Origin of the sequence: Sutcliffiella horikoshii (assembly GCF_044809035.1) — a bacterium.
Taxonomy (GTDB): Bacteria; Bacillota; Bacilli; order Bacillales; family Bacillaceae_I; genus Sutcliffiella_A; species Sutcliffiella_A horikoshii_G.
Window position 1 is genome coordinate 2087035 of the sequence record NZ_CP085237.1, and the last position, 12390, is coordinate 2099424.

The following is a 12390-nucleotide window of genomic DNA, read 5'->3' on the forward strand; positions in this document are numbered from 1 at the left end:
ACCTCCTAAAATGGTAACACTCCTGGTGGTAAATGAATAAGGAGCAAGTAATTGAACAGAAAATACAAGAGCAACGAAAAAATGATTGCCACAAGGGCACTTACTTTGTATTTTTTATATCCAAGAAACGAAGAACATGTAAAAACAAACGTTGCTGTCATTATGACAAAACCTACTATTTCAAGTAGAAAAATATAGATTAAAATAAACCCCGCGACCCCCAGCAGAACATAAAGTTCCTTCTTAGGTATCGTTCTTTTTTCTTTTTCTTGTTCGGTTTCTTCTTTTTTCTGGACGAAAAGTAAAATGGACAAGATTAATAGTAAGAAACCCAATCCCTTTGGTACCACATCTGCATCGACTAACGCATATGGGTAATTGGGAATCTGATAGCTTAAAAGTAGGTATATTCCTGCAAAGAAGGCTAGGGTCAATCCAAGTTTACGATTTATCGGTCTTAGTATCATGTAACTCCCCACCAATCTATAGTGGCCGCTCCCTCTTTATGGGAGGGCAGCGGTCCGCCTATTAATCTTTAATTTCCGAGCCCTAGTTCATCTAATAATGCTTGCATTTCTTCATTTTCTTTTTTAAGAAATTCCTGATATTCCTCTCCTGTCATGAAAAGCTCATTCCAACCGTATTTCTTTCTAATTTCATCCCAGGCTTCTGATTCGTTTAGTTTTGAGAACTTATCTACATAATAATCAACGGCTGCTTCATCCATGTTGGCTGGGCCGAAGAAACCTCTCCAGTTCACGAAGGTTTCATCTATTCCCTGTTCCTTGGCAGTTGGAAAGTCAGAAAGAACCTCCCCCTCTAGACGCTCTTCTGCTGTTATGCCTAGCACCTTGATTTTCCCAGCCTTCACCTGCTCCACCGTTTCTGCGGTGCCGGCGGAATAGACATCCACACTTCCGTTAAGTAATGCCGTCAATGTTCCCCCTTCTTGTTCGGATACATACTTGACCTTGGTAATATCCACGCCAGCTGCTTTAGCTATTTTGACAAATTGGATATGATCCATGCTTCCTGGAGAAGATACACCGATAACCGTGATACTTGCTGGATCTTTTTTCATATCTTCAAATAACTCATTTAAATCGTTCCACTTTGCATCAGCACGTACTGCAAAAGCACCATAGTCCGCGATAACATTGGCAAGCGGAGTGAAATCTTCATACGTATTCTCGGATTGCCCGTTAAGCGGGACTAGTAATAAAGGTGGAGAAGATACGAACAGATGGTGTGGATCCGCCTCTTTCTGCGCGATGTAAGACCAAGCAACTGCACCGCCGCCACCAGGCTTATTGACAACTGGCATTCTCTTATCAATCAATTCCTCCTGCTCAAATGTCTGAGCAACCATCCTTGCAGTTGTATCCCATCCTCCTCCTGCTCCTGCTGGTGCTACCATTTCTATTGGCTTCTGAGGAGACCAAGTACCATCCTCGCTTATTCCCCCTGATGAGCTCGAGCAAGCTGCTGTTACGGATAATAACAATGTTAACCCCACTGCACTTGCTTTGTTTTTCCATTTCTTTGTCATCCACAAACTCCCCTTTGCTAGTGTCTTGTAAGTGATTATAAAGAATATTCTCATTAATGTAACCGTTTACAAAATAAGCGATATAAAAGATTTATTGGTTATTTTGTTCATTTTGTTCACAGGAAGCTTTATCAAATGACCAAATAAAAGAGGCTGCCCTTAGGAAAATTCCCTTTAAGACAACCTCTTTAATTTGCATCTTTTAAGCCTTAACCAATTTTTAGTGCCTCCAATGTTTCTTTGTAAAAAGTATCACTGTGTGGAACAAACATTTTTTTATCCACTCTCATAGTAATCTTTTCTCTTTCGCCGTGAGTACTTTCCTTTATCCCTTCGATTGATACATCCATCATATTCCCAAACCATAGTTGGTAAAAGTCCTCTAAAGGAACCAAAAAAATCCCGCTAACCTCTTCTGTTTGCAGAGTAAATGACTCTAAGGGTATGTTCCGCTTTAACAAATAAACATGGGCATGCTCTCTATCGATAAACCCTTCCAATTCTTTTTCATAAGGGATGACACCCAGGTAAGACAGTTCATCCATATCAACTTTTATACCTATTTCCTCTTCTACCTCCCTGACCCCATCTTCCACGTTTTCATGTGATAACAGATGTCCGGCCGCTGTGATATCAAATAAGCCTGGATAATCTTTCTTTTCCTTGCTTCTCAGTTGAAAATAAAGATATTCTTTGCCGTTTATCTCATGTTTTATCCAGCAGTGAAAAGTCTCGTGCCAATGTCCCATAATATGTACTTCATCTCTTGATGCAGTGCCCAAGTATTTTCTATCCTTATTGAAAATCTTTAATTGTTCCATCTCCATTGCCTCATTTTCCTATCCGATAGTATTTTCTTTCAGGTCTGCCTACCAAGCCGTACTCTAACTCAGCTTTTGCTTTATCAAGAGAAATTAAGTACTCAAGGTACCGCCTTGCTGTTGTCCGGGATGCCCCCATCAATTCTCCCATTTGTTCTGCTGTCCATCCATTATGGCTATGGCTATCTAGTAGGCCTTCCACTTTTTCCAAGGTTAATTGGTCGATTCCCTTGGGTAAAGAATCCTTTTGTTTCTCAGTTTCCATCAACCCGTTTCTATGAAAAAACTGATCTATAACTTTTTGGTCATACAATTCATTCTCTTTTATGAAAGCTTTTCTCTCAAGATATGTTTTTATGGCATGTTGAAACCTTTCAAATGTTACCGGTTTGATTAAGTAATCTACCACCCCATATTTCAGAGCCACTTCCACCACCTCTTTTTCTGTTGCTGCAGTTATCATCATGATGTCCACCTTGGGGAACCTATCGCGGATGAGTGGTAGCAGGGAAGCTCCACATTCATCAGGCATGAAATTATCCAAGAGGATAAGATCGGTTTCCCCTATTGCAAGTTGGTCCATGGTTTGGGCAGCATTTAGAGCTTTATTGACCACCCTTACTCCTTCAATGTTTTGTAAGAATTGCTCATGAATGCCCGCAACCCGAAAATCATCCTCTGCTATTGCCACGTTTATCATTTCTTTCACCCCCATATGTTTTGTTTTTAGGTAGGTATACGGTAAACACCGTTGTATTGTCCGAGGTTCTTTGAACTTCTACCGTTCCGCCAAGCTGTTCTACCTCTTTCTTGACAATAGCAAGGCCGTATCCCCTTGGCTGATCAGCTTGTTTGGTACTGTATCCCTTTCCGAAAATCAAATCTATTGTTCCTTCTTGAAAACCTGGTCCATTATCACTTATCTCCAAAATTAAGTCGTTTCCATAATCAATAGCGAAAAAGGATACAATTCCATCCTCTCTTGTCTCCACGGCCTCCAACGCATTATCTATTAAATTACCAACAATGGCCACTAAGCTAGAGAACTCTATATTACGGGGGATTACCTGGACTGAACTTTCTTCATTTAGTTGGAGAAGTTTCTTCTTTTCTGATGCGACAGCAAGCTTCCCGAGCAGGATAGCTTGAAGTTTTTCGTCCTTTATCCTGTCAAATAAAATATCATTGCGTGCCTGATTAACCATATATTCTTTCTTAATCCAGTCTAATGCTTCTTCAAATTTTCCTAACTCCAACATCCCTGATAAAACGTAAAGTTTATTAGTAAACTCGTGGGTCTGAGCTCGCAACTCCTCTGAATACTTCTTTACCTCTACAAGAGTATGTAGCAACTTTTTCATATCTGTTTTATCGCGAAAGCTGGATACTACTCCTACCACAATTTCTTTTTCCATAATAGGAATCCTGTTTACAATTACATCTTTATCAAACAAGTAGATTTCTTTGTTTTCTTGAGCATGTCCTGTTCGGGCAACCTCCATAATATCTGTATTAGGTACGATGTCGGTTATTTGTTTATGTATCAGTTCTTCTTCACGCAGCTCTAATATATCAAGCGCTGAAGGGTTAACCATGGTAACGAACCCATTTGCGTCAACAGCAATAATTCCCTCTTTTACTGATTCTAGGATGGCATTTCTTTCCCTGTACAAGGAAGCGATTTCATGAGGTTCCAGACCAAGGATATCTTTTCGTATGTTTCTAGCAAGCAGATACCCTCCAACCACTCCGACATTTATTGCAAGCAGAGCAATCAACGATATTTCCACCAACTTTTCTTCCATCCGGCTTTTTAAATTCTCCATGAGAAAACCGACCGATACAACTCCGATGACCGTTCCATCATCTGAAATAATAGGAGCTTTCCCTCTGATGGATAACCCTAGTGAACCTGTCGCTTCCGATATATAAGCTTTCCCTTCTTCCAGAGCCCTAATATTATCTCCTCCAACCATCTGTTGGCCGATTTTATCGGTATCAGGATGTGTATAACGAAGGCCTTTAGCATCTCCGATCACCACAAATTGCGCGTCTATCTCCTGCTGGATTTTCAATGTAAGCGGTTGGAGCGTATCACTCGCTTTGTCCGAATCCATTGCTTCTTGTACCTCTGGCATAAAGGAGATTGTTTTGGCGATATGGAGTGCTCGGTTTCCTGTATTGGTTTTAAGCTCTTTCATCTCTAAGTAAAAGAAAACGCCGCATATCAAAACGATAATACCGATAAGTAGCGTCACAATGAGAATGATTAGCTTTGTTTGCAGACGCACCGGTTTTATTTTATGTCTCATCAAGATCTCCCCCTGAGTTCCTATTATTTTATAATAATTGGTTTAATTATTCTATGTATTTCGATATTTAGGGTATGGGAAATAATCTATCGGCAAAAACCTTTAAAGTTTTAGTAGGATAACGACAAAACCAACTACTTCTTTTTGGGTGTTTTTCTGAAATAATAACGTCTCGGATTTAAGAAAACTTTTCTAAAATTATTTCCCGCTCCTGTTTTTCTCAAAAAAAAATGCGACCCGTTTAGCGAGTCGCTTTGAATAGTTAACATAATGAATCTGTTGGCTTAGGGTTCTTTAACCCGAATAATGGTCTGATAAATAAAGCCAGTAATGTACCAAGCATAGCCATGACCATCCATACCCAACCGTGTAAACTGAAGGATGCAATTCCACCAAAGTATGCTCCAATATTACAACCAAAGGCAAGTCGTGCACCGTAGCCCATTAATAAACCACCAACAATAGAAGCTCCTGCAATGCCAGGTTTGATTTTCTTAGGTTTAAATGTCCCTTGTGCACTTGCTGCAATAAATGCTCCTAAGATGATGCCAAAGTTCATCACACTCGTTGAATCAGCAAGCACCGTCTGTGTTAATGCTTCTCCGTTTGCTCCGGTGAAATATCCCCAGCTTGAAACATCTATTCCTACCAACATTAATGCCTTTCCTCCCCAGAGGGCGAATGCAGAAGTGATTCCCCATGGGTTTCCTCTTACTGCTAATGTAAGAGCGTTAAGAAGCGCTAAAATAATGGCAGCCGCAAATAATGGCCAAGAACCACGTACAACCTTTTTCCAACCTGTTGTTGTTGCCAATGGTTTCATACTTGGCGGATTTTTTCGCTTAGCTATTTGGACTGTTAACAAGTAAATACCTGCAAAAAGTGCCATCTGAACCGCCCATCCGCCAAAGAAACCAAGACCGGTCGATTCCGCAATGGAGATTGGCGGTAGGGCTGGTGTATCTTCCATCCAAAATGTAAAGTGGTAAGCACCAATTACAGATCCAATGATGAACGATAATAGCGTCAAGATCATCGATGAAGAGCCTCCTCCCACCGAATAAAGAGTTCCAGATGCACAACCACTGCCGAGCTGCATCCCGATACCAAATATGAATGCACCTACTAACACACTAACCCCTACAGGTGATACATAACCTGTGGGTGTACTTCCAGTAAAACTGAAGCCAGTACTTAAAATGATGGCAAACAGTGTAGTTGCGACCGCTAGCATCACCATGTGTGCTTGCAGTCCCTGTACGTTACCTACTGACATCAAGCGCCTGAATGCGGATGTGAATCCAAAGCGTGCATGCAAGAGTGTCACACCCAGCGCCAGGCCGATAATATATAATGTTCCTTGAATCCAATCCGTTGTAGCGACAATTATAATTAGCAACAAGATGCTTGCCAAAACACCTATCGTTAAGAAAGGTTTTTGTATCGGATTCAATTTAGCGACAACCGTAGTGGACTGCCTTCCACTTTTAAAAGAAGTATTAATTGTTTCTGCCAAATCAATCACACCTTTTCATATTGTTTTTATCGGAATATTTATTGTTCACATGATAACTTTTTCCCTACTACTTGTAAACCTTTCTGCTTGTATTCTATATTTCTCTAAAAGTTTGACTTTTTTATCTATTTATCTATAATTCGATTAATCTATCGAATTCTATCCAAGTTGATTATTTAATCGAATTGAATTAAAATAATGTGGAATTCTATTTAGGGAAGGAGTGAGAAATATGAAGTATCCAATATCTATTTTTATGATGGATGTTACAAACTCATCCAAGAATTGGGATGAAATAACGTCCTATTTGGGGGAAATGGAAGGGTTAGTAAAAAGGTGGACAAAAGGTCTTCCGCATGCCCAGGTTAGACACCGATTAGGAGATGAAATTGTCGGTCTGTTCGATCATTATACCACGGCGTATACAATAGCATTTTATATCAGCCAAATATGGAAATATAAAGAACAGCCTCCTTACTTTGGCATTACTTTCGGAACAGTTGACACTGATTTAAAACAAATTGATTTAGATAAGTGGAATCACCCACTAATGCGCCAGGCAAGGATTGCTAATGAAAAAATAAAGCACTCCTCACAGCGTTCATCCATGTTGTTGCTTCCCGATGAGGCATCCATGGAAAACACTTCATTAGATATGGCAAATTTACTTTTATCCTATCAACATAAATTCATGAGTGATCAAACCTCCTTGCAACAATTAATATCCAGGCTATACGCCGTCCTTGATGAGCAAAAAGCCATAGCAACGCTAGTCAATAAGTCTCCTTCTACTATATCCAGTCACTATAAGAAAGGGAATTGTGAGATAATATTGAATACCTTATACACACTCCAAGAAACATTGGATAAACTAGAATCGAATAGCTTTGGGAACCATCCAAACAATATTACGAAAGAATTGACACAAACAATTAAGAACGAGCTGCAAAAAAATATCAATGCGATCATTTCTATATGATTATATATAGCAAGGAGGGTTTGAAATGCTAATCCTTTCCCTTATCTTGGCCCATTTAATAGCTGATTTTTATTTTCAGACAGAGCACATGGTGAAGGAAAAACGGAAATTCTTAAAGCTACATTTATTTCACCATGCTGCTATAAAGTTTGTATTTCTTCTCCTCATTTATTTTTATCAAGGAAACGACTTTATTCTAGAGGTATTAGTGCCAACCATACTCTTAGTGGGAGTTCACGGGGGCATAGATTACCTAAAGATTATTTTACAGGATAAAACAGACAAATTTATTCAGAAAAATGCCTGGAATCTTGGTCTATTTATTGTAGATCAACTATTGCATGTGATTACTATTTTGGCAGTATGCTATTTTACTTTACAAGTAGATTTACAGGCTAAGTTTCATACTGTTTTATTATTACTCAACTTAAAAGAAGGCATACGACCAGAGCTTGGTTTGTTGGAAGGTCTCTTATTTCTACTAGTTATATTAATAGTTTGCACGACTGTGACTGGCCACTTAATAAGAATCATGCTTGGTTCCTTAACAAAACATATTTCTCTTTTTGAAGGGAAATACACGCTGAAAGACCTTGCCATCAGTCCTAATAGTGAAAAAAACGTGTCAGAGGAATATACATATATGGTGATGAAACACCAAGATCTTTCAAGAGGAAAAATAATTGGATATCTTGAACGACTTTTGGTAATTGCATTGATATTAATGGGCTCTTTTTCTGCAGTTGGATTTATAGTAGCAGCCAAATCCCTTACTCGCTTTAAGCAGATGGACGACCGTGATTGGGCGGAGTATTTTTTGTTGGGAACACTTACTTCCTTCCTATTCGCAATCATTTATGGAGTACTTTTGAAAATTGTATTCTTCGGTTCTTACTAGCAGAATGTTTCATTAATAAATAGAATCGCGAAAAAAATAATAGAAAGAAGGTATATACCCTGTCCGATTCTATCATCTCTCATATGATAGATACAAAGGGGGTGACAACATGTTGCGTTACTACCGTTATGTCACAAGATTAGGCGAAAACCTGATTGAAGAGGGTGAAGATTACTTGGAAAGACGAACAAAAATGGCCAAAAAAGTAATCAAGAAAGTAGCCCGCCGCTTGGATGATCTGATTGACTGATACTTTTCAGCCATTCAGGTGACTTTTTAGATTTAACAAGGAAAGCAGCACCATTATAAACGGTACTGCTTTCCATCTACATATTTTTGCTCTGCTGAAGCAGTTTGGATTCTCCAGTTCGCTCCCACTCTTCAACCGTTTCATAGGCTTGTTGTGGCGAATACCCCTTACCTACTAGGACGCCCATTAAAATGAATTCTTGAAGAATATGAACCGCATTTATCCCTCTTTTAACATCTTCTAATCCTTCATTAACCAAAAACTCTGTATACTGAACCCATTCATCCGGTGTTTTCCCATCGATTACAGTAGCCCCATTTCCGTTCTCTTCCGCGGCCTCCGCGTCTGCTTTGGTGGGATGAACGGTACCAAACGGGTGATTTGGTGGAGCATAAATCGAGTAAAGTTTTAAAGGCGTACTGCCAGTATTGGTCAGGTTATGCCATGTACCGGCTGGAATCACAATCGCATAGTCGTCCTCAACCATTTTCTCAAACGTTAAATTATCTTTATTCTTGCCCATTTGAACGATTCCCTGCCCTTGCTCCAAACGCAGGAATTGGTCGACATTCGGATGCATTTCCAACCCAATATCTTCTCCAGGGTTCAAGCTCATTAACGTGATTTGAAAATGCGTTCCCGTCCATAAAGCTGTTCTAAAGGTATTGTTTTGCAAAGTCACTTCATTAATATCTTCTGCAAATGGATTTGGACCATAGTCCTTTAATTCAATCGCTCTCCAATTGTTTTGGAAATAATAAGTATTATATGTGTTTGGATATGGCCAATAACTGTTTCTTGCATAGTTGTATGCATACGGATTCGCAGCATAAGCATATGGATAACTATTTGTAGGGTAATACATTCCTTCATCTCCTTTTAAAACTCATTAAATTATCCTATTCATTTTTTTGAGGAATGTACGTTGTAAGGGTTGGTTTAATTTTATTCATAAAAAAACCTACCTCTTATTAAAAGAAGTAGGCTTCCATATTATTTATTCTTTTTTAAAATCTGTGGTACTTCTGACAGTATCAATCGGTCTGACAAGCTTTTCAATTTGATCACGTTTCGGTTCGAGAAACGGAGGTAAGGAAAGTTTCTCTCCTAAAGTTTCATATGGCTCATCCCCCATGAAACCTGGACCGTCCGTTGCAAACTCAAACAGAATTTGCGGTGCAACTCGTGCATACAAGGATTCAAAGAAGTAACGGTCTACATGTCCTGATGTGTTAAAACCATACCCCTTCAGTCTTGCATCCCACTCATCGATGACGGATCGATTATCTACCCGGAATGCAGCATGATGCACGGTCCCGAATCCTTGTTGCGCCTGTGGTAAGGTATCATTATGTTCCACAACGAGTCGAGCTCCGTTTCCACCTTCTCCTACCTCAAATAAGTGTGTATCTCCGTTTTGGTCGATTTCTTTGAAGAGTAAGACTTTCTCTAATACTTCCTTAAAGAAATCGAAATTTGCAACACGTATGTGAAGCGGTCCCAATCCAGTTATAGCATATTCCAGAGGGATCGGTCCCTTCTGCCATGGCGTACCTGCCTCCACCCCACTGTTATTTTCATCGGAAACTAATTGGTATTGTTGGTCATCAAAATCTACAAATGAAAGGGTCTTGGTCCCGAACTGATCTTTGATGCCGTCATGACTTATGTTTAAGCGGTCGAATCGCTTTACCCAATACTCTAATGCTGCGTCTGTAGGTACACGGAATCCTGTTTTGAAAATTTCATTGGTACCATGGCTGCCTTTCGGTATGCCGGGAAAATCAAAGAAGGTCATATCCGTTCCTGGACTCCCCGTATCATCGGCGAAAAACAGGTGATATGTTTGGATGTCATCCTGGTTTACTGTTTTTTTAACAAGTCTCATCCCGAGAACATAGGTGAAAAACTCGTAGTTCTTTTCTGCGCTGCTGGTTATCGCTGTTACGTGATGAATCCCTTTTAGTCCGTTTATCATATGGATCTCCCCTTTTTGGTTAAAAATTGTTGTTATATTATTTATCTTGAATTCGAGATAATTATATCGCGGTTGGAGGGGGATGTCAAATTGATGAGTGGATACAGGTTGTATTTTATAGATCTGGTGCTTCCAATTGTTTGAAGTCCCATGGAAGTTAGGATTCTTTTCATCACATTAGTGGATGGGACACGTAAAAACTCTCTAGCCTCCTTGTTGGAAATGGTCTCGTTAAATAATAAACAGTAATTTCTTAAAGATGGGATGTGCGCATCTTTTGATTTATAGTGGCACGTAGGACAATTCCAAAATGAATGAATACTTTGCATCGGAAAAGCCAGGCAGTTTGAACACTGTACACCAAATAGAAGTTCTGTTGCATTAATGTTTAGTTGTTTTAAAGTGAGGGTGGGTTTAATTTTATGATGCTTTATAATAATCTTGGCAAGGTTTTGAACTTCTTTAGTGGAAAGAACCTGTTTTTTGGAGATTGCTAATTGTTGTTCGATTTTTGTGGGAAGAAAATGACCATGAATGACCTTTTGGTTAGTTGACTTATCTCCAGGATCGACTTGAATCATGCAAGAGGGATTTGAGATAACTACGAAAGATGTAATTGGAGTGGGCGGGAAATCAAACTGTTCAATCCATTGCTTCAGCAATCTTTCTTGATTACTGACCTGTATGATCGGACACTGATAATATTTCACATTGCATAAGTCTGAGTCAGCTGATTGAATTTCCTGTCAAAATGTAAGGTCCCACCCATATTTTTTACTTCTATCAGTAAAATGAAGTTAGCGGCCACGAGTAAGGTATCAATATGAAAGTTTTGATTCTGGAATTGTAAACTGACGGAATGGAGAATGTGATAGTCTTGATCGTGAAGGATACTTAAGGGGTAGTCAATGGCACTTTCGCCTTTATAGCCTTTTATTTGCTTGGCTAACAATTCCTTTACTCGCGGCATCGAGTGGTGATCATCTGTTAGGCGTCTCTCAATAGCTTGCAAAAATAATATATTAGCTGGAAAATCTCTCTCTTTTACTATCATTTTTAACCTCCAACACTGATTTATTAGAAAATTATACCACTTCATAAGTGGTATGTCCCTTGAAATTTAGCCGGTTTTTGAATTCGGGCGAATCCCAAAAATAGGTAAAACCCCGCCCGAATTCTGCTTTTCTGCGCCACCTACCATCAAAGCCGTAAACCGTAAGCCGTAAGCCGTAAACCGAAAACCCTCAATCCATAAGTCCAAAATCAATCGCCCCGTAAAACCCTACAACTCATACTCCCACTCTTCTTTCATCTGAAGATAAAGCACCAACAACATATCTTCCAACTCATCGTAATGTTTACTAGAAGCATCAAGCCCTATCTTAGGAAATAAGATGTCTGCCATCTTACGAGTTAAAACAATACGATCATCCGTAGACAAGGAGTCAAGACGCTCTGCGTAAGTTTTCAGTAGCTTCCATTCTTTAGCACCGAGGGCTTTCAAAGCCCATTCTTCTACCAGGCCGCCATCCGTGCTAATGCCTTTTTCAACAATAAGTTTGTCCAACTTGGAATCTTTCTTTTTCTTCTTCCCTCTTCTTTCATGCACCACAATGGTACCTGCCACAAGGTCGCCTAAACGTTTGTGTTTAGAATGGAAGAAAATCATCAGCATCCCCACTAAGTAATTTGCCGGTAACATATCAATGATTCGTAGAAAGTTTCGTATTAAAGAAGAAAGCAAGGTAATGCTGTGCCCATTCTCTTGAATAACACGGATTCCAAGCAACTTTTTTCCTAACGTTCTGCCACCAGTGAAATACTCAAGCAAGAAGAAATAGCTCCAATTCAATAAAAACATCAATATGATGACTCCAGCAAACATATAAGAGGGCATATCTGTTTCAACATAATCAAATAAACTTGCATTCAAGCCGAAAATAAGGGCAATAACAATAAGAATATTGATAAGTACTAATAAAAGTGTATCAAGGATAAAAGCTGCTGCACGGCTGCCTAATCCTGCAGCTTGAAACTGCAACGATACATATTCGGGAGTTTTAATATCCACTTGTTCTGTCTTCAAG

The 12390-nt window shown here is 39.4% G+C and carries 14 protein-coding genes; 3 read left to right on the forward strand and 11 right to left on the reverse strand.

Annotated elements, in window-relative coordinates:
- Nucleotides 1-5: 5 nt before the first annotated feature.
- From LG307_RS10865 to LG307_RS10890, 6 genes are all read right to left on the reverse strand, one after another.
- Nucleotides 6-467 (reverse strand): tripartite tricarboxylate transporter TctB family protein, encoded by a 462-nt coding sequence (locus LG307_RS10865; RefSeq protein WP_404450267.1) that lies wholly within the window; start codon nt 465-467, stop codon nt 6-8.
- A 68-nt stretch (nt 468-535) separates the two neighbouring features.
- Nucleotides 536-1549, reverse strand: a complete 1014-nt coding sequence (locus LG307_RS10870) for a tripartite tricarboxylate transporter substrate binding protein (RefSeq protein WP_404450268.1) — start codon at nt 1547-1549, stop codon at nt 536-538.
- 209 nt (nt 1550-1758) lie between these two features.
- The gene (locus LG307_RS10875) at nt 1759-2370 is read right to left on the reverse strand and encodes an NUDIX domain-containing protein (protein WP_404450269.1); all 612 of its coding nucleotides are present in this window, start codon (nt 2368-2370) and stop codon (nt 1759-1761) included.
- Nucleotides 2371-2380: 10 nt separating this feature from the next.
- A complete protein-coding gene (locus LG307_RS10880; protein WP_404450270.1) occupies nt 2381-3070 on the reverse strand; it encodes a response regulator in 690 nt (229 codons plus the stop codon).
- Nucleotides 3042-4682: an ATP-binding protein gene (locus tag LG307_RS10885; RefSeq protein ID WP_404450271.1), complete on the reverse strand. Its 1641-nt coding sequence runs from the start codon at nt 4680-4682 to the stop codon at nt 3042-3044. The genes LG307_RS10880 and LG307_RS10885 overlap by 29 nt, the downstream gene beginning before the upstream one ends.
- 262 nt (nt 4683-4944) lie before the next feature.
- A complete protein-coding gene (locus LG307_RS10890) occupies nt 4945-6198 on the reverse strand; it encodes a YeeE/YedE family protein (RefSeq protein ID WP_404450272.1) in 1254 nt (417 codons plus the stop codon).
- Nucleotides 6199-6430: 232 nt separating this feature from the next.
- On the opposite strand from LG307_RS10890, the gene LG307_RS10895 reads away from it, so the two are divergent.
- From LG307_RS10895 to LG307_RS10905, 3 genes are all read left to right on the forward strand, one after another.
- Nucleotides 6431-7177 carry a hypothetical protein gene (locus LG307_RS10895; protein ID WP_404450273.1) on the forward strand — a complete coding sequence of 249 codons (747 nt, stop codon included), beginning with the start codon at nt 6431-6433 and terminating at the stop codon, nt 7175-7177.
- 25 nt (nt 7178-7202) lie between these two features.
- Nucleotides 7203-8075, forward strand: a complete 873-nt coding sequence (locus LG307_RS10900; RefSeq protein ID WP_404450274.1) for a DUF3307 domain-containing protein — start codon at nt 7203-7205, stop codon at nt 8073-8075.
- A gap of 109 nt (nt 8076-8184) precedes the next feature.
- On the forward strand, nt 8185-8325 hold the full coding sequence (locus tag LG307_RS10905) for a hypothetical protein (RefSeq protein ID WP_404450276.1): 141 nt from the start codon (nt 8185-8187) through the stop codon (nt 8323-8325).
- Between the two features lie 76 nt (nt 8326-8401).
- Here the strand turns inward: LG307_RS10905 and LG307_RS10910 are convergent, their stop codons facing one another.
- The 5 genes from LG307_RS10910 to LG307_RS10930 form a co-directional block, all read right to left on the reverse strand.
- Nucleotides 8402-9190, reverse strand: a complete 789-nt coding sequence (locus LG307_RS10910; RefSeq protein ID WP_404450277.1) for a cupin domain-containing protein — start codon at nt 9188-9190, stop codon at nt 8402-8404.
- Nucleotides 9191-9322: 132 nt separating this feature from the next.
- The gene (locus LG307_RS10915) at nt 9323-10300 is read right to left on the reverse strand and encodes a ring-cleaving dioxygenase (RefSeq protein WP_404450436.1); all 978 of its coding nucleotides are present in this window, start codon (nt 10298-10300) and stop codon (nt 9323-9325) included.
- Nucleotides 10301-10344: 44 nt separating this feature from the next.
- Nucleotides 10345-11013 (reverse strand): hypothetical protein, encoded by a 669-nt coding sequence (locus LG307_RS10920; RefSeq protein WP_404450278.1) that lies wholly within the window; start codon nt 11011-11013, stop codon nt 10345-10347.
- Entirely contained in the window at nt 11010-11357 is a 348-nt protein-coding gene (locus LG307_RS10925; protein ID WP_404450279.1) for a nuclease-related domain-containing protein, read from the reverse strand. The genes LG307_RS10920 and LG307_RS10925 overlap by 4 nt, the downstream gene beginning before the upstream one ends.
- A gap of 228 nt (nt 11358-11585) precedes the next feature.
- On the reverse strand, nt 11586-12389 hold the full coding sequence (locus LG307_RS10930; RefSeq protein ID WP_404450280.1) for an RDD family protein: 804 nt from the start codon (nt 12387-12389) through the stop codon (nt 11586-11588).
- Nucleotide 12390: the final 1 nt, after the last annotated feature.